The organism is Corynebacterium sp. ZY180755, from assembly GCF_054331495.1.
In genome coordinates, this window is record NZ_CM135811.1 from 1,292,140 (window position 1) to 1,310,659 (window position 18,520).

Below are 18,520 nucleotides of genomic sequence, written 5' to 3' on the forward strand. Positions count from 1 at the left end.
GGAAGCTTACGAAAAAAGGACGAAACCATGGTTCGCAGAAATAGGCGAGAGCAAATCTATACCACGGCCTTAAACCTGTTTGAGGAGCGCGGATATTACGGCACAGGCATGGGGGATATAGCCAAAGATATTGGCATGGCTACTTCTAGCCTTTATAACCATTACAGCTCTAAGCAGGAAATCCTCGCTGAAATTATGGAGAACTCCATGGAGGCTTTGCTGCGTCAGAATGCCCGTGGTTTGGCAGGGATAGTGGATCCGGTGGATAAAATACGTGCCTGCATGCGGGAACATGTAATCTTCCACGCTGAAAATCAAAAGGCGGTCCAGGTATCAAACAAGGAGTTAGATAGTCTTGAAGAGCCTTCTCGGAGTGTGGTTCTCCAGCTGCGGAAAGACTATGCTGCGCGCTGGGTGCAAATTGTGGAAGAAGGCGTTCAGCAAGGCGCGTTTTCAGTAAAAGATTCAAAGATCGTAACGTGGGCGATAATCGATATGGGCTCCGGGGTCTCGGGTTGGTATACCTCGGATGGAGAGTACTCAGCAGAGCAACTGGGGAATCTATATGCAGACTTAGCCGTGAAGCAATTAGGGGTCTAAGTCATGTTCTAACCACGTTTGCTTTGGGGATCATGAGGGGGATTGTAAAGTGACATAATGTACATTATCGGACAACTATGGATGTTTGCTCCTACCGGCCGCGTACCCCGTAATTCACGCGGTATTTGAAAGCTTATGAGCTAGGCGCTTACCTGGACTTTGGATTGTCACTGTCACTGCCGTAGTGAGATCGCGTGACTGTGGTGCTTACGGCTTTGCGCCAATGTACTTTGTCCGACGTTGTTGTCCGTCGAACCGGCTTTTACTGAGATGGTTTTTAAGATTCACTCCATTGCTGAGCGCGATGATCCTGTGCGATCTTAACGCCTGTGGGCTGATAAATGCTGGCCTATCCCAGATTTGAAGCCACGAGCTGATTTCCGCCCCATTAGTCTTGGGTAGGGATAGCTAAATGTAGCGTCTATTAACGTAACAGTGACGTTAATAGACGCTATGGAATATTAGAGACTACTCGCTTTTTAAGGTTTTTCTTCGTTCATGTACGCCTTCTGCTTGTAAGCGCTTGACAGTTGCCATGCGCTAAGAAGGATGAAGAGTACGCACAATCCAGCGAGCCAGTAGATGCCTTTAAAAGAGACAAATATCGTGAAAGCAACCAAAACTACGAGTCGTAGCCACAATGCCGGAATCATTCGAGCAGCAAGCAAGTTACTTCTCCAAGGTCAGTAGAACATTCACTTCGCCGTTTTCTGCAATACGTGCTGCTACGAAATCCGGCGTCTCCACACCGTAGTCAGTGCGGTTGATGTTGATAATGGTTGAGAGAATGAGTTGGTCTCTGGACCGAACAACCTTAAACGTCGGGTTAACGTCCTTTGTGACACCCTTAATGGTTAGCTCGCCAGGTACTTGAATTTCCGAAACGTTTGCGTCGGCATCAACGTCGTGAAGGCTAACCGGCTCCGTAACCTCGAAGACAGCCTCAGGATACTCATTAGTATTAAAGATCTTACTGCGCACGTTAATATCGCGCTTTTCCTGATCGGTGGCCACTTGCTCCATATCTACAACAACGCGACCAGCTTCAAGCGTCTCATTCTTAATGATCGCGTTACCTTCCAAGGCATTGGTGGATCCAGAGGTTACCTGCTGTTCACCAGGGAGAATTTCTTCGAAGGTGAAGCCTACAGAGCTAAAATTGGGTTTGTCTCCGTAAACAACGCGCCACTCGCCATCAATTTCGGTGGTTGCAGGCTGAGCGTCGGAAGCATCCAGTTGCTCCGTTTTAACGCCAGGCGAATTAAGCAACGGATAAATGGCCGTCGCTAGCGCAAAAAGCGCCAATAAGACGACGACGGCTCCCACAATGATGATGATGGATTTACGCTTGCGGTCCATAAGACTATTGATCCTTGCTTTTCTTAGGTGAATAAAATCAACCTGATTCACTGGTTCGGATACAGCTTTTTCAGCTTAGCGAATTTTCTCAATTTCTTTTGCCAGTGACACCAGTTCATCACACAACTGGCTCATCTCAGTGGCTGTAGCACCCTCTTCATACGCTGTACGGACATCCTCGGCCGCGCAACGCAGCTCGTATAACCTGTCGCGGAGTCCGTCTACCTTATCCGGTGACAAAACCACTGCGTTCTCTGGAAGCTTAGATCCTGAAAGGCCATTACGCTGCTCATATGCACGTTGCTTGCATGACTGTGAACAATACTTCCTGGGGCGACCACGCGTTGAGGCGGGAAGCTCAGCTCCGCACCGAGCGCAGGTAGGGTTTCGCTTCATTGTCATAACGAATAAAGAGCTTATCGCTTTTAGCGCTAAACGCCTACCCTGTTAGCACTTCCCTACCTATTTAATATCTAGTTGCAAACTCGGGAATTATTTTTCGAGAATATGCGTTATAGTTTTAGATCTCGGATATCTTCAAGTTAGAGCTTGGATAAAGATCCCCCACACACATTTACTGAAAGGGCTGATGAGCAGATGGCAGATCGCGTTCTCCGTGGTAGCCGAATGGGTGCAGTGAGCTACGAAACTGACCGTGACCACGACTTGGCACCGCGCCAAATGGTCCGCTACAAGACTGAGACCGGCGAGATCTTTGACGTTCCGTTTGCCGATGACGCCGAAATCCCAGGCACCTGGATGTGCAAGAATGGTCAGCTAGGCCACCTCATGGAAGGCGAAGGCATCGAGTCTAAGCCTGCCAAGCCACCACGCACCCACTGGGACATGTTGCGGGAGCGTCGCACCATTGAGGAACTCGATGTGCTCCTCGAGGAGCGCGTGGAACAACTTCGTAAGCGCCGTCGCAATGCCGCTCGGTTGCTTAAGCAGCAGCAGGAAGAAGAAGCTGCAAAGAACAACGCTTAAAACTGGAAAAATCCCCGTAGTTTTGAACTACGGGGATTTCTTTAACACTTAGGTACTAGGTTGACCACTTGCCAGGTGACTGGCGCGTTGTTAGGGATCAACTGATCCACGGCATTAGAAGAAGTAGGTGGAATGTGGCACTTAATGCGCTTCTTTAGCGCTGAAGCCGGCGTAACCTTAGCAGCCGGACGTGGTGCTGGCTTCTTGACTCGCGGTGGTACCCAACCTCTGAGGGCATCAGTTGTATTTGCGCTAGCTGGGCCACGGGTTGAGACAGCCACGACATAACCAGGACCAAACGATACTGTTCCATGGTAGTCACGGTAGTCTGACCAGCCGAACTTTGTTCCTTGAACACCTGGTATGCGGGCCGTTCCGTAGTTCTGAGCGTAGCCGTCAGCTGCAATCGGCGCGGCGTTGCGCATTCCCCTGATGAGTGGCGCCGCTACTGGGTCGAATCGAATGGCTTTGACGAACTTAGCTACGTCCACCACTGAGGTGGTGGAATTACCCCAGTAGCCAGGGTAATAGCTATTAGTAAGACCGTAGGACTTCATGATCGAACGAATTGCGTTTGGATATTTCCTGTCTAGCTCAGTCGCAATTCCGTCGTGCGATACACGAATCATATGCTCTACCCTGTTTTTATCTGCCTGTTGACCGTGGCGAAGTACCCACATTCCCAGGTAGAGCTTAACGAGGCTTAAAGCTGGCCGCGGCTCCCGAGCATTAGGGGTAGCAAAATATCCGCCGTTGTCGGTGAGGACGACCATTTGGCTGCGTGCTGGGACAGCCTGTGAATTTACACTCTGTGCTTGGGCTGGGGCCACAACCAAGCACATCGCCATGATAGCGGCGATTAGTGAGGACCAAATTTTCATAAGAGTATTGTAGAACAGCACAGGTTCTACTTCTGAATTTAGATAAAAGAAAACGCCGGCACGTTGTGCCGGCGAAGGAGAATCCTTTTCTAAATCATGTGCTTCTTACGAAACTTCTTGACCGCGTAACCCACAAAGCCAGACGTCTCCTTGATCAGCTCGGTCAACTGATCCTTGCGGTGTGCGACGCCCCACTTAGTGACTTCGAGTAGAGAGTCTTTGACAAAGCTGCCATCGAGCTTGGACTCACCAATTTCTCGCTCCGTGAAGGTAATTGGGACCTCACGTACGTCGAAACCTTCCTGAACGACGCGGAACGCCATTTCGACCTGGAAGATGTAGCCTGCGTTGGAGAGGCTATCCAAATCAATGGCCTCCAGCACCTCGCGTCGGAACGCACGGTAGCCTGCGGTCATGTCGGACAAACCAGCGCCAAGCGCCAAGGAGGTGTAAATGTTGCCACCTTTAGACAAAATCCACCGCTTCTTAGGCCAGTTAACAACCTGGCCACCCTTGACATAACGGGAGCCGATCACGAGGTCTGCACCCTTATCAATTTCTGCGAGCAGCAAATGAAGCTGTTCTGGGGCATGGGAACCGTCAGCATCCATTTCGCAGAGAACGGTGTAGTCACGCTCTAATCCCCAGCGGAAACCTGCGACGTAAGCGCGGTACAGTCCGTCTTTCTCCGTACGGTGGATGACGTGAATGTGATCATCGTTTGCTGCCAACTTGTCAGCAGCCTCGCCCGTGCCGTCGGGGCTGTTGTCATCGACGATCAAAACGTGAACGTCAGGGGTCGCTGAACGCACACGACCGGTGATTAGTGGAAGGTTCTCCAGCTCGTTGTAGGTCGGGATGATGACCAGGGTCTTATCACTAGGGTTAGTCATTGAGAAAATCTCCTTGGCCTAGACTTATACGCTAGGACGGTATGTGGGCTCAGCTTCTTAGGTCACGCCTGCGCGTCACAACGAGCCACAAAGCAATCAACGCTCCAATAATAGCTAAACCCAGCTCAACATATAAACCGTAACGCGCAGATACAGTCACGGTGTCTCGCAGAGGCATTGACGCTTTAAGGGTTGCGGGTTCAAAGATCTTGGTTTCGGACATCACCTCGCCGTTGGGCTGAACCATGGCCGACACACCTGATGTGGCCACCACAACTACCGCACGATCCAATTCCAGCGCACGCATGCGGCTCATAGCCAGCTGCTGGTACGTCATGTCCGTAAAACCAAAGGTGGCGTTGTTAGTTGGGGTTGTAAGGATCTCTGCGCCATTGAGCACGGCGTCACGCCCCGCGGCATCGAAGGCAACTTCGTAACAGGTGACCACACCCAGTGCTACTGCCCTACCTAGTGACTCGGCGTTCATTCGAACAACGCCTGTTCCGAATCCTGGCGTGAAGTTGCCAGCCATATCAACCATCGGGGTGATCATGCGGAAGAAGTCGCGCCACGGCATGTATTCCCCGAAGGGTTGTAGGAACTTTTTGTTGTGGCTATCCCCTGCGCCGGTAGTTGGGTCCATGACCACCATGGTGTTCTTCGGGCCATCTTCTTCGCGCGTAATAGTTCCTACTAAGATTGGCCGCTGCGTGGTTTGTAGCGCCTGATTGATTAGATCTGCTGCTTCGACGTCTGTGAAGGGATTTACGTCAGAGGAGTTTTCCGGCCAGATAATTACGTCTGTGCCGTTGTCCGGGCCGAGTTTCTGTGTCTCACGCACGTGATTGGTGAGCACAGCTCGGCGTTGAGCATTAAAGTCCAACCCCATCCGCGGTACATTGCCCTGAATTGCGGCTACGTTAACGTTTCCAATGTCATCTGCTTTGCCATTGCTTAGCCATGTTCCCCCACACACCAGGGCAATCACTGAGAGAACAATAATGGCCGATTTGGCTCGATGCACTGCTAGGGAGACCAACGCCAAGGAAGCCACCACCGTAGCGAAGGTGACGAGTGCTGGACCACCTATGCTTGCTAGCTGCGCCAGCGGTCCGTTTATCTGGCCCCACGCAAGCCTAACCCAGGCGAATCCTCCGAAAGGATAGTTCGATCGTAGGTATTCGACGGCCACGTAGATGAACGCGTACCACACGATGCCGTAGCGCCGTCTAAGGCACAGGACTGCAATGATGCCGAAGGCACCAGAAAAAAGGGCCAGCACCACGGATAGCGCAACGTACGGCATGGCGCCTACGAATTCACCGATCCACGGGAGCAGTAGCAAGTACAGGCTCAGGCCGTGGACGAGTCCAACGATAAAGCCGCCGCCACCTGTGAGGTCACCGTTAGTAAAAATTAGTTTCTTTTTAACGGGCCGATCTCTCATGCTGAAGAAGAACGATCGCGGCGCATACGCTAGGAAAAGGATCGCCATTCCCGCGATGCCTGAAATGAACCACCCCAGTGGCTCGTAGGAGGCGTAGACCAGCAGGCCGGAAAAAGCTGCTGCGAGAAGGCGCAGCAGCATAATGATCAATGGGCTTTTCATCACAGTGCTCTAGATTAGCTTCGGGAACGCGGTGGGTTGTTATCACCTTTGTCGCTGAAGTCTTCTGGGCGAAGATTCTGGGTCCAGTTTTGGATGTCTTGTTCGCTATCTACTACGCCACCGCCAAAGTTTCCATAGCTTGTCTGTTGGCGGTATTGATTGGTCATCTGGAAACTCTTCACACCAAGATCTTCAATTTTTGCCCTGAGTTTCTTGGCTAGTACGGTGCGAAGGGCCGCGCGAGTAGGCGGCAGTACCAGCAATAACCCGATGATAAAGGTCACAAATCCTGGCATTGCCATCAAAATAGCGCCAGCTGCAGTGAGCCCAAGGTCCCCGGCAGCTTTGCCAACCTTCTCTGGGGTTTTGGTGGCGTTGAAAGCGATGGACCGCATTTGCCACGCTGCGATAATGGCGCCGGCGAAGAAGCAGCCAATAAGCAGCACGAGAGCTAAACCTACTCCTATCCATTTGGATACGAGCCAAAACGCTAGAGCTTCTACAAGGATGTAAGGGAAGGCGATGAAAAGTGGCATATGCCCACAATAGCTAGTGATCTTCGTGTTGTGCTGCTAGCACGCCATGTACGGGAGCAATGGAGGCACAAAAGGTTGTATATTTCTATGTCATGAAATCATCGTCGTCAAGAATTCCTGATTCTCATCGTTTGCATCTGGCTAAAGATGGCCACACTGCCATCGTGAGGTTTTTGGGTGGCCGCGTGAGCGCGGCGCAGTGGGAAGAGCTTGCCGGCTTGTCGGCAAGCTTTGGTGATGCTTCCCTGCGCCTCACCTCCCGTGGAGGAGTCCAGGTGCGTGGCATTGCTGATCCACGTGGATTCGCAACGGCGGTGACCGAAAGCGATGTGCTTCCTACCAAGCACGGTCACCCGCAGGTGTTGGCCTCGGCGTCGGTAAGCAATGATCTGCTGCTGGAGATCGGTTCGTGCGTTGAGAACATCAGCGAGGATCGCCTGCTGATTGGTATTGATGACGGCAAAGGCGACGTCTTAGTCAACCGTCCAGACTTTGGGTTCGCTACGGTGGGTGATGATACGCATGTCATCGTAGGTGGTGACATTACTCCGCACACGACCACCAATCCGGGCGAGACTCTGGAGAACCTGCTGGTCGAATGGCTCAAAAGAAGCGGTGCTTCGCGTCGTGTCGACTCTGAATTTCGCTCGTGGGCACTGAGCTACCTTGAATCCTCCAAGCACACTCAGCGTGGTGAGCGCCCATCCATCATCCTGCCATCTTCCCCGCAAGTCGGGTGGATTCAAAACGATGAAAAAGTGACCTTGGGGCTTGGCGTGCCGATGGCAACAATGAGCGCCAAAATCGCGCACATTCTCGGCGCAGTGGGAGCCCATACCACCGTCACCGGTTGGCCAAGCCTGTTGATCCACGATTTAGACGAAGGCGACGCCGAGGCTGTTGCTAAGGTCTTGGCGCCGCAGGGCATGGTCTTCGACGCAGAATCGCCCTGGCTCAAGGTTACGTCCTGCGTGGGCACTCAAGGATGCTCACGGGCTCTTTCCGACGTCCGCACCGACGCTCAGCACTACCTAGCCAGCTCCGGCGGCCTCACCGGCCGCACCCATTTCAGCGGTTGCGGCCACAAATGTGGCCGTCCCGCTGAAACCACGATTGATTACATCGCCACAGGTGATGGTGAGTATGAAGTCGAGGAAATAGCCTGAGCCTCTGGCGAGAAAAGCTATCAATTCTTCCAAATTCCTGAAGAAATGAAACGTATAGGGCACGTTGGTCGATATACTCGCTGAAGCCGAAATTCATAAAGGAGAAATGAATGTCCCTCAAGAAAGCAGCTGTCACGGCAATCGCTGCCACCCTGATCTTTTCGGGATCCAGCGCTGTAGCTCAGCCTGTGGACCCCCAGGTTAATGAACAGACCACCGCCACTGAAATCTCAAGTGACAATACGCCTAAAGAAGATGCAGGCACCTCGGTGGACAGCGGATCATCAAGTTTCCGTGACTTCTTCAATAAGTACCGCGACGTCTTCCTAGGAATTCTCATCGCGCTAGCTTCGCTGCAGGGCATCGCAATTATCGCCGGCCCAATCCGCACTTGGCTTTATAACGTCACCCGAGTCTAGCTCTCGGGTGTTAGGAAGTAACCTCAGTCCTCTCACGGACTGAGGTCTTTTACATTCGTGAAGCGTAGCTAACAGCATCCTCAACGCTCCGCGCTGTGAACGAGCCTTTATTCAGATCCGGTGCGCGAAGGATGACGACGGTAACGCCCAGCCCTCGTGCTGCTTCAACCACGGCAGGTGGATGCCCGAGTGTCTCCCGGATCACCACACAGTCGATCTGATTATCACGAATGATCTTCTTCTCTTCAGCTACATCTGCAGTGTCCTTGGCAGGAATGCGCCGGAACCGGGCAGGTAGGTGAGGCTGCGCTCCCACTGATCCGCGAATAACGTAGAGATTGTCTGCGTCAGCAGCGAAGGGCGCTATATTCAAATCTCCTACATCAAGCAGGATATGGTGGAAACGCGATGACGCGCTCGCTGCTTCTGACATCGAGTCAACGAAATGCCATTTGTCTGCCCGCTCAGGTGTCCACCGTGGTTCGTCAAGGATCACCAGCGGAATGCGTAGCGCGCGTGCTGCCTCAGAAGCGGACAAGGAAATTCGCTCCGCGAAGGGGTCGGACGCGTCAATGATGAGCTCCACTCCTTGCGACAACAGCCACTGAGTCAAACCGGCGGGCCCTCCGAACCCACCAACGTGTACCTCCCCGATGGGTACCTGATTAAGCGCACCGTATTCGGGCACAGACGTAGTAACTCGCCAGCCGGAGCGGAACATGTCTTGTGCTATCGCTCGAGCACTGGGAGTTCCACCAAGAATTAACGCGCGCATCTTCAGATCCCCTCAGGTTTGGTGACAACTAACTGGTAGAACTCTTGCGAGTTTCCCTGCAAGTTGTCGATCACAAAGCGATCAACCGATCCGCCGTACGTTCGGGTTAACGATACGAGGGATTCATCGCCGTTGATAACTAACCGCCCACCCGGACGAAGCCGTTGCCACGCTCTCTCAAGAATCGACAAACCATCTTCCCCGATAAAGATGACGTCCGGAGCATCCGGCACGTCATCAAAAGCGTCAGGGGCCTTATGCTGAATCGCAATCCGATGTGCGACTCCTAATCGGTGAGCATCCGCCAACATGAGGTCTTGTAAGCCACCTGATTCCTCAAAACAGATCGCCCGCGAATGCGAAGTGGCGCGAAGAAATTCAATGGCAATGGCCCCGCCACCAATCGACCACATCGTGTCAGTATCGCGGGGACGCAGTGCACAAATACTCAGTGCCCGTACGTGTTTTGAGTTGTGAACATGACTGTAGTTGTGGTCGGATAGGCCCGGCAATAGAGACTGCCCGTTGCGCAGAGTGATGACTGCAACCACGCACAGTTCGGAATTCACCTCTGGTGGCTCGGTCGCCGAACCGTAGGTAATGCTTTCTGCAGGTCCGCCAAGATCGCACAGCGAAACAAGAACCGCATCCTCGTATCCCTTGCTGCAGAGCAAGGATGCGATTTGGTTAATCGTTGTCTCGTCTTTAGCTAGTACGAAAAAAGGTCGACCTTTATCTAAACCGACAACCAAGTGAGATACGTCATCAGACCAAACCGAGTACACCTCGGTTTCTTCAAGACGTAGCCCTAAACGGGCACACGCAAGAGACGGCGCGGAAACATGAGGAATAACCGATATGTGCGCATTCCTAGCCACCCGTGAGACTTGCTCCGCCACCCCAAAGAATGATGGGTCTCCTTGGTCCAATACCACAATCCGAGAAGCAGAATGATCCCTAAAGATTTCAGCTATTTGATTCACGGTCGCGTACGGACGCTTATCAGCCTGAACGTCGTCAGGTAACGATCCCAGTTGGCGCCACGTCCCCAGGATAAGCTGCGCGCCATAAATGGCCTGTTGGGCGCGTGCCCCGAGTTCCAGGAAACCTGATTCGCCAATGCCAACTATAGTGACCGTCTGCTGCGGTACAACATCTTCCCCGCCGGAAGTACGCAGCGCTGTAATGCGATTAGCCATCATCATCTCCTTCTGTTCATCGGGGCATTCTTCGCCAAATAGGACGAGGTACAACTGACATAATCCACGCTAAAACTCGCAATCTGGAAGGGATCCAGAGCGTGTCTGACTTCCCTCGTTGTGCAGCATCGACGACCGCTTCCGCTACCACGTCAGCAGTCACAGACATGGGGGCTGGTTTCATTCCTTCCGTCATCTTTCCGATGACAAACCCAGGCCGAGCCAAGATCAGAGAGACATGTGATCCGTGTAGAGCGTCCATGAGACCTTGACAGAATGCGTCAAGGCCGGCTTTGGTGGAACCGTAGACGAAGTTGGCGCGCCGGGCGCGCCAGCCCGCGATGGATGAAAAGGCGATAATCGTAGCAGGGGTTGATTGTTTACGCAGGACGTCACTGAGGACTGTAAGTGCCGAGACCTGTGATGCGTAATCTACTGTCGCGATTTCGACTGCGTGATGCTCATCGTGCTCGGCCCGTTGCTGATCGCCCAGGATTCCGAAGCAAACCACGGCGTGTGAAATTTCGCCGACTGACTCAATGATCCTGCGGTGCTCGCTGTGATCCGTGGCCTCGAAGTGTAGCTTTTCAACGTTCACCGCACCTGCAGCGATAACCGCGGCCTCAACTTCCGCAAGCGCTTCGACTCTGCGAGCAGCAAGAACGACCCTTCGCCCCGGCGCGAGACGGGCTGCTATCTCGCCGCCGATTTCGCTTGTCGCTCCTAGGATAAGAACTGTTTGGGTCATCGAAGCTCCCGTGGTTCATTGTTGAGGCGTTCGCAGCCGTGTTCGGTGACTACAACGATGTCTTCAATGCGGGCGCCAAATTCCCCGTCGATGTAGAAGCCCGGTTCGATGGAAAACGCCATGCCCGGGGCCAGAAGCAAATCGTTCCCGGCCATGATGAAGGGCTCCTCGTGTGTGGATAATCCGATACCGTGGCCGGTTCGGTGGATGAAGAATTCGCCGAGCCCAGCGTCGGAAAGAATGTCGCGTGCAACGCGATCAATCTCTGCAGCAGGAACTCCTGGTTTCACAGCTTGAACTGCTGCCTCTTGTGCGGCGAGGAGGACGTCGAACTTTTCTTTAACTTGTGGATTAACGGTGCCTCCGACCACATAGGTGCGGGTGCAATCAGAATGATATCCAGGGCCGTAAGTGCCACCGATGTCTACAACTACCACGTCACCATTAGCCAGAACACGATCAGAGTAGTCGTGATGAGCGTTAGCCCCATTCTCGGCACTTCCGACAATGATGAAGTCAACACTCGAATGCTCTTCTAGAATCAGTTTCTCAAGGTCCGAGGCGACGTCGCGTTCAGTCCTTCCAGGTAGCAACAGGGACGGCACCGTTGCGTGTACGCGGTCAATTGCCGCACCAGCGAGTCGAAGTTGCTCTATCTCGTCTACGTCTTTGGAGATGAACAGTTCTGCCAAGATGTCGTTGGCTAGTACGGTCTTAACGCCGTGCAATATTGCCTGCAATGTGAGGAGGTGATCCGCAGTCATGTCTGCACCAACTGCGATGGTACTGCCCTCAGGCGCAGTGAGGTGTTGCACCGCTAAATTGTGGGCGTCCTGACCATCATTCCACTGGATAATCTCTACATCCATATCCGGAATTGCGCTTCGGTCTAGATCGCCGCGATCTACCCCAGGTAAAACAAAGGCGGGCGTGCCGCTAGCTGGAATAATGAGCGCGGTGAATCGTTCGTGGGTTGAGATCCACGAACCCGTAAGATAAGCCAATTGCGGGCCGGTAGGCACTATTAATCCCGCTATGTTGTTTTCGCGGCACAGTCTTTGCGCTTTTTCCACGCGATTTTGGTAGACGGATGTATCGAACCTCAAGTTAGACATGTCACTAAGTGTATTAGGAATGCTCGTGGCACATATGAAGCAAAACTCGCGATAGGCTGTTTCACATGAGCTTGCCAGATACGATTGTCCAGCTTCGCTCAGGGCGCGAAACCTGCACTGGTTTTCTTATCGACGCACACACTGTTGTCACGGCAGCACATTTTCTCCGGGGAAAGAACGGAAGCATCGCGGTCACGGCCCGCGGGAAAACTTTCTATAGCAACGTGTACAGAAAGATCCGGTCGACGGATGTCGCAGTGCTCCGAGTAGACAAAGCCATTGAGTGCGAACGCTATTACCCCATTGCGGCTAGGTACCCAAGAATGCTGGCTCGCACCCACACCATTGGGTTCCGAGGAAAAAGGACCGCACGTACCGTGCGCGGTCGATACCTTTTTCCTCTCCTATTCAGCGCAAACACCACCTTTGAAACTCGCATTAGGCGCGCAGGATTGGTGTTTTCTTACCCTCCTGCGATTCCTGGCGATTCAGGTGGGCCCGTGTTCTGTGAAGGCGAGATCATCGGCATTCAATCACTAGTGCTCAATTTCAGACGGTGGAACCTAGGGATCGCGACGATTTCCATGTTGCCGTCTTATAAGTCAGAAATTGAATCTGTTCAACGGCACCTGGGAGGGGGTGGCGAAAATGGAGCTTTATCTTGAATCTTCCCTGGCACGGGGGTAGCTGGGAAATGAAATGTCCCTCATTCGAAATAGTATTCGAACAACCATAAATTAGAGGTCCCCTATTGGTTGATGGGAGTTATCGTGAGTGCGCCAGTAATGGAGTTGGATCCCCTGTGCGAGGTTGGCTTTAAGTGCGTTGATGTAGGCAATCCCCGAGGGCGTTATCAAAGGGATAGGAACAAGGCCGATTTTGAGTTTTGGATGGAGCAAAATCCTGACGGGGAAAAGGATTTCGAGTCCTATGTGACTAGCCTGGCGGCCCAACTTGGTCTCTCTCTTCAACGAATTCGAAGCCTGATTGTCTGCTTCCAGCGGCTGAAATTGCTTCCGCTCTTGGTAGCGCTTCAACGCAAGATGTATCACCTGGACCTTGATCGGCTTATATCCATCGATAGATCACTTAAAGGCGTGAGCGAGGACAAGATGGGCGTCATGGATGAGTACCTGCAACTGTTACTGACACCGGTCGTGCCTAATGAAGTACTACGCCAGCCAAGGGCAATAGCCAACAGAATTAATCGGAAACTAACTGAGGTAGATCCAGAGGCTGTTCGACTGCGGCAACAGGAAAAGAGAGGTATCACCACTACCCATGAGGACCTTAACACACGCGTATCCATGCGCATGACCCCAGCAGAATCCTTGCTTGTAACCAAAGCAATTAGAAAGAAAGCTAAGGCAGATGGGATTTCTGAGATCGATGCCGCCATCAAATTCTTCGAGGAGGGCGCGGACGCAAAGGTTGTCCTCAACCTCATCCCTAATGAAGTAGGCCTACTCGATCTCGTGGGCGCCGGACCGCTGAGCCAAGACCAAGTCAACACGTGGCTGCCTCGCATCACGCATGTGCGAATTCTGCATTACGACATGGCGAAAGACAAGGACAAGCGGTTTTTCAGCCAAGGATGCCAAGCCTTCCTTGAGGGAAGAGATGGGCATTGTATGGGGCCAAGTTGCTCGACGGATGCTCTCCACTGCGACGGGGAACACACCATTAACTTCGACGGAACAAACACCGATCCCAAACAAGGCGGAAAAGTGTGTCCGCCCTGCCATCGAATAAAGACAGACGACCGTCTCCGAGTTGCTTCAGTGAATTCAAAAGGTGCGAAAGTTTGGATTGATTCTGACGGCGAGCAGTACGTTGTTCTCCCCGACGGTCCGCTTGCACACACTGGAGAAGCGCTAGCAACACCGGAAGAAGTAGCTAAAGCAGCCGAGGTAAAGCCTCCAGCTCCAAGTACCCATGGGTGGGGACAGAGCGTCAATCAGAAAATTGCCAAGCAGCGCAACGATCGCAGAAAGAAGAACCTAAGGATCATAAAGGACGAAGACAGCGGCTAGCTACCAATAGCCACGACTCCCCTTCTAATCGCCTCGATAGCCAGCCTAGCGTTATTCCTGATTTCGTCAGAATAACCCGTTCCTCGTATCTGCTCGAGCAAATCAACTACCTGGCGTGCTTGACGAACGAAGTCGCCCGGAGTGAGCTCCGTGCCACAGTCAGCGGCAGCGGCAAGACAGTAGCCTAGTGGTGCGCCAGCGGCCCACTGGTGGATTGAAAGAGCAAAGGCCGGATCAGGAATCTTGGTTAACGGCAGACGATGACGCCGCTCATCAGACGACAATTCGGTCCACAACCTGTCCGTATTCTCCATAGCATCAATCATCCGATCTGTTGCACCGTTTGCCTGTCCCTTGGTCTCGCGGCGGTTCTCAAAGGTGCACATACTGACCACACCGGCTAGTTCTGCGGGGTCTAAATCCTCCCAAATTCCACGGCGCAGACATTGAGCTACCAATAGATCTGATTCATTGTGAATCTCAGCGAGCCTCTCGCCCTCGAAAGCGATGGTAGGGGTACCAGCTTCGAATTCGACGTAGTCGAGTTCTCCAAGCAGGTCCAAGATCCTGTCGAATGTCTTGCCGAGAGTATCGGTGGCGTTTTCAATAGTCAGTTTCAATGCGTCGCGTTTCCTACGAGCTCTAAGAAGTTTCTCGCCATGACGAGCCATTTCTTCTCGGCCAACCCACTGATGAGACGGGTGCTCTCTCAGCGCCAAGCGGAGAGCAGTGATTTCCTTAGTCGGTCGTAGCCGCGCTTCGTGTCGTAACTTTTTAGGTCGCTTGTACGTGTTTCGTGCGAAAGCGGTGACAACCTGCCGAGAGTTCTTGCGAGGGTGAGTAATTGCTGCGCGTGGAAGGCGCATGTGGCCCACATTGACTGGTGGTATACCGATATCACTGCTCGACAGCCGTCCAGACCATCCTGATTCCATAGTGATCCATGGCTTTGGATCGTGACGGTTGCTTGCAGGTTGAACAACGACTGCAAGAACGGGCTTCTTCTTTCCTGGAAGCGCGATGACATCACCGATTTGGAGTTTACTGAGAGCTCTCGTGATTTCGATGCCGCGTTGTTCAGCTGCGAACTTCTTTGCTCGTTTCTCTGCTTCTGTTAACTTACGCCGCAGATCCATGTAATCAAGGAATTCGGCTATTGGATCGTCGGATGGCGGATTTACCTTGTGGATGAGCGCCTGAAGCTCGATTGTTTCTCGCTCTAGTTCATTGTCAGCACGTTCCAAGTCGCGAGCGACATCCACAACGCTCCCATCAGCTTGAAACTGGGCGAAGGACTTTTCAATGAGCCTGTGAGCTGCTTCGTATCCGATGGTTTTGAGCAGGTTAACGCTCATGTTGTAGCCCGGCTCAAATGTTGAGTTCAACGGGTAGGTTCGTGTTGACGCGAGTCCGGCCACGGCGCGTGCGTCTATCGTTGGTACCCACATGACAACGGCGTTGCCAATGGTGTCGATTCCGCGTCGTCCAGCACGACCAGTTAGCTGTGTGTATTGACCTGGCGTGAGATCAACGTGTGCTTCTCCGTCGTATTTGACGAGTTTTTCCAGCACTACGGTACGTGCTGGCATGTTGATGCCAAGTGCGAGCGTTTCCGTTGCGAATACTGCCTTGACCAAACCTTTGACAAAGAGCTTTTCTACGATGTGGCGGAAAGCAGGAAGCATGCCTGCATGGTGAGCTGCGAAACCGCGCATCAGCGCTGAACGCCACCGGCCGTAGTCGAGGATCTTAAGATCCTCTTCTGGAATGTCGCTTACTCCCTCTTCGATAATTTGGGCAATAAGCTTTGATTCTTCCTCCGTGGTGAGGACGAGCCTTGATCGCAGACATTGGTAAAGAGCTCCGTCGCAACCTGCGCGGGAGAAAATAAAAGTGATAGCTGGAAGCATGTCGTGCTGCTGCAGGATTTCGAGTACTTCGACCCGGCTAAGTGGCTGGTGCTTATCGGGGCGTCCGCGACCACTGCGACCGCCAAATCCCGTCCTGAATGCTTGGTCTTCGAGGCGTTCAATGTGGCTAGCTAGGTTGCTGTTGAGGGTGACGTTATCTTCATCGAAGAGGGGGTGCAGTTTACGGCCGACGAGCATCCATTGATTCAGCGGTACTGGCCGTTTATCAGTGACAATCACTTTGGTATCCCCGCGCACGGTTGTCAGCCAGTTGCCAAATTCCTCGGAGTTGGAAACGGTGGCTGATAGACCGATGACGGATACGGATTCATCCAGATTAAGGATGACTTCTTCCCATACTGCGCCCCGGGATTTGTCCGAGAGGAAGTGAATTTCATCCATGACCACGAACTCGAGGCGGTCGAGGGCGTCGGATTCGGCGTAAATCATGTTACGCAGCACTTCGGTAGTCATGACTACGATGTCCGCGTTGTGGTTGATGGAGACGTCTCCGGTGAGCAGGCCTACGTTTTCTTCCCCATGGGCGGCACAGAGGTCATGATATTTCTGGTTGCTCAGCGCCTTGATGGGTGTTGTGTAAAAGCACTTGGTGCCGTGTGCACTCGCTAGATATACGCCGAATTCGCCGACGATGGTCTTGCCGGCTCCCGTAGGAGCACAAACGAGAACTCCATGTCCTTCCTCGATGGAGCGGCACGCCTCGACCTGGAAGTCGTCGAGGGGGAAGTTTACGGCGGCTTGGAACTGCTCAAGGTGCGTCATGTTTTCTACCGTAGACGAAGAAACCGATCAGGCGTTGGTGCCGTGATCGGTGTTCGCTACTAGGTGACGTCGTCGAAGAACGTTCCGGGTTCTTTAGAAGCTTGAATGGTGTGCTGAGGCTTGATCGGTTGAGGCGGGTTAACTGGTTGTGCTCCCCCAATCGATCCACTGCCGTGGATAGGAGTTGGGCGCCCGATACCGTTGCTCCCGTCAATTGGTTGTGGTGCCTCGATTCCACCGGCGCTAGGGATCATGGGCGATGCTTCGTCGTCGTCGACATCCATCCAGTGTGGACGTTCTTTCTCACGCTTCTTGTCGTGCAGGCGCATGACCAACAGTGCTCCTTCTACAAGAACGATGAGAGCGACCATCAGACCCAGCATGGTGAATGGATCTTGGGTTGGAGTCATGATTGCGGAGAATATGGCAAGCACAATCCAGATGACATCACGACGGCCCTTGATGGTCTCGTAGGGCAAGAGACCAGCAAAGTTCATCATGATCAGGATGAGTGGGAGTTCGAAGCTGACGCCGAAGATGGCGAGCATGGAAAGCACGAAGTTAAAGTATTCCCCACCGGTCAATCCAGCTACTTGGGCTTCATCTCCCATGGTGAGGAGGATTTCCAGTCCGTAGGACAGGACGATGTAGGCGAAGAACGCACCGAGAACGAACATGAACACGGATAGTCCCACGAACGTAAACGTGTACTTGCGTTCATTCTTATGCAACCCTGGGGTAATAAACGCCCAAATTTGGTACAGCCATATCGGCGACGCAAATACTAGGCCGGCGAGCGCTCCCACTTTCATGCGCAACAACAGCATTTCCAGAGGCTTGATGGCCAGTAGTCGGCATTCACCGTCGTTGATACTGAACGCGCGCTTTTCTGGTGGGAGGTTGCAATATGGCTCGCGCAGGATCTCGCCAAGTGTCGGGATACCAAAAATAGAATGCTGGTACCAGATAAAGCCCACGACGGCGCCCACCACTACCGCTAGTACGGAGATAATCAGGCGACGCCGGAACTCTTGGAAGTGCTCAACGAGCGCCATGGTGCCGTCCGCTGGACGGCGCTTTCGGCGCATAGTCGTTGGCTTGGTGGTGCTCATAATTCCCTAGTGAAACCTATGGAAGTGGGAAACTACTGGATGTTGTTTGGGTAGCCCTGATCTGGGTACTGACCAGGCTGGTAGTTCTGCTGCGTTTGCCCCTGCTGAAGATTCTGCTGTGGGTTAGGCTGGTTGCCATAGTACTGAGCAGGATTCTGCGCGGGCGCCTCAATTTGGGTTGGCTGAGCTGGCTTGTCGTCGTTGCTCATTTCCTTGACTTCAGACTTGAAGATGCGCATGGAGCGTCCGAGGGAACGTGCAGCGTCGGGGAGCTTCTTAGCGCCAAAGAGTAGGACGATAACAACGAGGATGAGGACTAGTTCCCAACCACCTGGAAGACTCATGTCAGTTGCCTTTCTGTGGCATCAAAGTGCCTTTAAGGTCAGCGCGCGATG

The 18,520-nt window shown here is 53.0% G+C and carries 19 protein-coding genes; 6 read left to right on the plus strand and 13 right to left on the minus strand.

Going from position 1 to position 18,520, the window contains the following annotated elements:
- Positions 1 to 27: 27 nt before the first annotated feature.
- Positions 28 to 600 carry a TetR/AcrR family transcriptional regulator gene (locus tag ACXM2N_RS05975; protein WP_458486872.1) on the plus strand — a complete coding sequence of 191 codons (573 nt, stop codon included), beginning with the start codon at positions 28 to 30 and terminating at the stop codon, positions 598 to 600.
- 669 nt (positions 601 to 1,269) lie between these two features.
- Here ACXM2N_RS05975 and ACXM2N_RS05980 read toward each other — a convergent pair.
- Together ACXM2N_RS05980 and ACXM2N_RS05985 are read right to left on the minus strand one after the other, a co-directional pair.
- Entirely contained in the window at positions 1,270 to 1,959 is a 690-nt protein-coding gene (locus tag ACXM2N_RS05980) for a YceI family protein (protein ID WP_458486874.1), read from the minus strand.
- Between the two features lie 75 nt (positions 1,960 to 2,034).
- Positions 2,035 to 2,361: a hypothetical protein gene (locus tag ACXM2N_RS05985; protein WP_458486876.1), complete on the minus strand. Its 327-nt coding sequence runs from the start codon at positions 2,359 to 2,361 to the stop codon at positions 2,035 to 2,037.
- Positions 2,362 to 2,556: 195 nt separating this feature from the next.
- On the opposite strand from ACXM2N_RS05985, the gene ACXM2N_RS05990 reads away from it, so the two are divergent.
- Positions 2,557 to 2,946, plus strand: coding sequence for an RNA polymerase-binding protein RbpA (locus tag ACXM2N_RS05990; protein WP_458486878.1), 390 nt, complete (start codon positions 2,557 to 2,559; stop codon positions 2,944 to 2,946).
- A gap of 41 nt (positions 2,947 to 2,987) precedes the next feature.
- On the opposite strand, the gene ACXM2N_RS05995 is transcribed toward ACXM2N_RS05990, so the two are convergent.
- The 4 genes from ACXM2N_RS05995 to ACXM2N_RS06010 form a co-directional block, all read right to left on the minus strand.
- Positions 2,988 to 3,827: a hypothetical protein gene (locus ACXM2N_RS05995; RefSeq protein ID WP_458486880.1), complete on the minus strand. Its 840-nt coding sequence runs from the start codon at positions 3,825 to 3,827 to the stop codon at positions 2,988 to 2,990.
- Positions 3,828 to 3,916: 89 nt separating this feature from the next.
- Entirely contained in the window at positions 3,917 to 4,720 is an 804-nt protein-coding gene (locus ACXM2N_RS06000; RefSeq protein WP_458486882.1) for a polyprenol monophosphomannose synthase, read from the minus strand.
- Between the two features lie 49 nt (positions 4,721 to 4,769).
- Positions 4,770 to 6,329: an apolipoprotein N-acyltransferase gene (gene lnt, locus ACXM2N_RS06005; RefSeq protein ID WP_458491036.1), complete on the minus strand. Its 1,560-nt coding sequence runs from the start codon at positions 6,327 to 6,329 to the stop codon at positions 4,770 to 4,772.
- Between the two features lie 14 nt (positions 6,330 to 6,343).
- On the minus strand, positions 6,344 to 6,865 hold the full coding sequence (locus ACXM2N_RS06010; protein WP_458486884.1) for an FxsA family protein: 522 nt from the start codon (positions 6,863 to 6,865) through the stop codon (positions 6,344 to 6,346).
- Between the two features lie 92 nt (positions 6,866 to 6,957).
- On the opposite strand from ACXM2N_RS06010, the gene ACXM2N_RS06015 reads away from it, so the two are divergent.
- Together ACXM2N_RS06015 and ACXM2N_RS06020 are read left to right on the plus strand one after the other, a co-directional pair.
- Positions 6,958 to 8,031 carry a hypothetical protein gene (locus ACXM2N_RS06015; protein ID WP_458486886.1) on the plus strand — a complete coding sequence of 358 codons (1,074 nt, stop codon included), beginning with the start codon at positions 6,958 to 6,960 and terminating at the stop codon, positions 8,029 to 8,031.
- A gap of 110 nt (positions 8,032 to 8,141) precedes the next feature.
- Positions 8,142 to 8,450, plus strand: a complete 309-nt coding sequence (locus ACXM2N_RS06020) for a hypothetical protein (RefSeq protein ID WP_458486887.1) — start codon at positions 8,142 to 8,144, stop codon at positions 8,448 to 8,450.
- A gap of 49 nt (positions 8,451 to 8,499) precedes the next feature.
- On the opposite strand, the gene ACXM2N_RS06025 is transcribed toward ACXM2N_RS06020, so the two are convergent.
- The 4 genes from ACXM2N_RS06025 to ACXM2N_RS06040 are packed head-to-tail and all read right to left on the minus strand — an operon-like array spanning position 8,500 to position 12,287.
- On the minus strand, positions 8,500 to 9,225 hold the full coding sequence (locus tag ACXM2N_RS06025) for a precorrin-6A/cobalt-precorrin-6A reductase (RefSeq protein ID WP_458486889.1): 726 nt from the start codon (positions 9,223 to 9,225) through the stop codon (positions 8,500 to 8,502).
- A gap of 2 nt (positions 9,226 to 9,227) precedes the next feature.
- Complete coding sequence (gene cbiE, locus ACXM2N_RS06030) at positions 9,228 to 10,424, minus strand: precorrin-6y C5,15-methyltransferase (decarboxylating) subunit CbiE (protein WP_458486891.1); 1,197 nt, start codon at positions 10,422 to 10,424, stop codon at positions 9,228 to 9,230.
- A 16-nt stretch (positions 10,425 to 10,440) separates the two neighbouring features.
- Positions 10,441 to 11,172, minus strand: coding sequence for an SDR family oxidoreductase (locus ACXM2N_RS06035; protein WP_458486893.1), 732 nt, complete (start codon positions 11,170 to 11,172; stop codon positions 10,441 to 10,443).
- A complete protein-coding gene (locus ACXM2N_RS06040; RefSeq protein WP_458486895.1) occupies positions 11,169 to 12,287 on the minus strand; it encodes a M24 family metallopeptidase in 1,119 nt (372 codons plus the stop codon). Before ACXM2N_RS06040 ends, ACXM2N_RS06035 begins: the two co-directional genes overlap by 4 nt.
- A gap of 65 nt (positions 12,288 to 12,352) precedes the next feature.
- On the opposite strand from ACXM2N_RS06040, the gene ACXM2N_RS06045 reads away from it, so the two are divergent.
- On the plus strand, positions 12,353 to 12,952 hold the full coding sequence (locus tag ACXM2N_RS06045) for a trypsin-like serine peptidase (RefSeq protein WP_458486897.1): 600 nt from the start codon (positions 12,353 to 12,355) through the stop codon (positions 12,950 to 12,952).
- Positions 12,953 to 13,384: 432 nt separating this feature from the next.
- Positions 13,385 to 14,320, plus strand: coding sequence for a hypothetical protein (locus tag ACXM2N_RS06050; protein WP_458486899.1), 936 nt, complete (start codon positions 13,385 to 13,387; stop codon positions 14,318 to 14,320).
- On the opposite strand, the gene ACXM2N_RS06055 is transcribed toward ACXM2N_RS06050, so the two are convergent.
- Genes ACXM2N_RS06055 through tatA form a run of 3 tightly spaced genes read right to left on the minus strand, consistent with a single transcriptional unit; the run spans position 14,317 to position 18,469 of the window.
- Positions 14,317 to 17,013: a DEAD/DEAH box helicase gene (locus ACXM2N_RS06055; protein WP_458486901.1), complete on the minus strand. Its 2,697-nt coding sequence runs from the start codon at positions 17,011 to 17,013 to the stop codon at positions 14,317 to 14,319. The two genes, ACXM2N_RS06050 and ACXM2N_RS06055, sit on opposite strands and share 4 nt — an antisense overlap.
- 59 nt (positions 17,014 to 17,072) lie before the next feature.
- Positions 17,073 to 18,125 (minus strand): twin-arginine translocase subunit TatC, encoded by a 1,053-nt coding sequence (gene tatC / locus ACXM2N_RS06060; protein WP_458486903.1) that lies wholly within the window; start codon positions 18,123 to 18,125, stop codon positions 17,073 to 17,075.
- A 32-nt stretch (positions 18,126 to 18,157) separates the two neighbouring features.
- A complete protein-coding gene (gene tatA, locus ACXM2N_RS06065) occupies positions 18,158 to 18,469 on the minus strand; it encodes a Sec-independent protein translocase subunit TatA (protein WP_458486905.1) in 312 nt (103 codons plus the stop codon).
- Between the last annotated feature and the right edge of the window lie 51 nt (positions 18,470 to 18,520).

Excerpts from the sequence above, each read along its gene's own strand:
- ACXM2N_RS06025 (WP_458486889.1), bottom strand. The coding sequence starts at position 9,225 with ATGCGCGCGTTAATTCTTGGTGGAACTCCCAGTGCTCGAGCGATAGCA.
- ACXM2N_RS05985 (WP_458486876.1), bottom strand. The coding sequence starts at position 2,361 with ATGACAATGAAGCGAAACCCTACCTGCGCTCGGTGCGGAGCTGAGCTT.
- ACXM2N_RS06040 (WP_458486895.1), bottom strand. The coding sequence starts at position 12,287 with ATGTCTAACTTGAGGTTCGATACATCCGTCTACCAAAATCGCGTGGAA.
- ACXM2N_RS05980 (WP_458486874.1), bottom strand. The coding sequence starts at position 1,959 with ATGGACCGCAAGCGTAAATCCATCATCATCATTGTGGGAGCCGTCGTC.
- ACXM2N_RS06015 (WP_458486886.1), top strand. The coding sequence starts at position 6,958 with ATGAAATCATCGTCGTCAAGAATTCCTGATTCTCATCGTTTGCATCTG.
- ACXM2N_RS06000 (WP_458486882.1), bottom strand. The coding sequence starts at position 4,720 with ATGACTAACCCTAGTGATAAGACCCTGGTCATCATCCCGACCTACAAC.
- ACXM2N_RS06035 (WP_458486893.1), bottom strand. The coding sequence starts at position 11,172 with ATGACCCAAACAGTTCTTATCCTAGGAGCGACAAGCGAAATCGGCGGC.
- ACXM2N_RS05975 (WP_458486872.1), top strand. The coding sequence starts at position 28 with ATGGTTCGCAGAAATAGGCGAGAGCAAATCTATACCACGGCCTTAAAC.
- cbiE (WP_458486891.1), bottom strand. The coding sequence starts at position 10,424 with ATGGCTAATCGCATTACAGCGCTGCGTACTTCCGGCGGGGAAGATGTT.
- tatA (WP_458486905.1), bottom strand. The coding sequence starts at position 18,469 with ATGAGTCTTCCAGGTGGTTGGGAACTAGTCCTCATCCTCGTTGTTATC.
- ACXM2N_RS06010 (WP_458486884.1), bottom strand. The coding sequence starts at position 6,865 with ATGCCACTTTTCATCGCCTTCCCTTACATCCTTGTAGAAGCTCTAGCG.
- ACXM2N_RS05990 (WP_458486878.1), top strand. The coding sequence starts at position 2,557 with ATGGCAGATCGCGTTCTCCGTGGTAGCCGAATGGGTGCAGTGAGCTAC.
- ACXM2N_RS06020 (WP_458486887.1), top strand. The coding sequence starts at position 8,142 with ATGTCCCTCAAGAAAGCAGCTGTCACGGCAATCGCTGCCACCCTGATC.
- lnt (WP_458491036.1), bottom strand. The coding sequence starts at position 6,329 with ATGAAAAGCCCATTGATCATTATGCTGCTGCGCCTTCTCGCAGCAGCT.
- tatC (WP_458486903.1), bottom strand. The coding sequence starts at position 18,125 with ATGAGCACCACCAAGCCAACGACTATGCGCCGAAAGCGCCGTCCAGCG.
- ACXM2N_RS06045 (WP_458486897.1), top strand. The coding sequence starts at position 12,353 with ATGAGCTTGCCAGATACGATTGTCCAGCTTCGCTCAGGGCGCGAAACC.
- ACXM2N_RS05995 (WP_458486880.1), bottom strand. The coding sequence starts at position 3,827 with ATGAAAATTTGGTCCTCACTAATCGCCGCTATCATGGCGATGTGCTTG.
- ACXM2N_RS06055 (WP_458486901.1), bottom strand. The coding sequence starts at position 17,013 with ATGACGCACCTTGAGCAGTTCCAAGCCGCCGTAAACTTCCCCCTCGAC.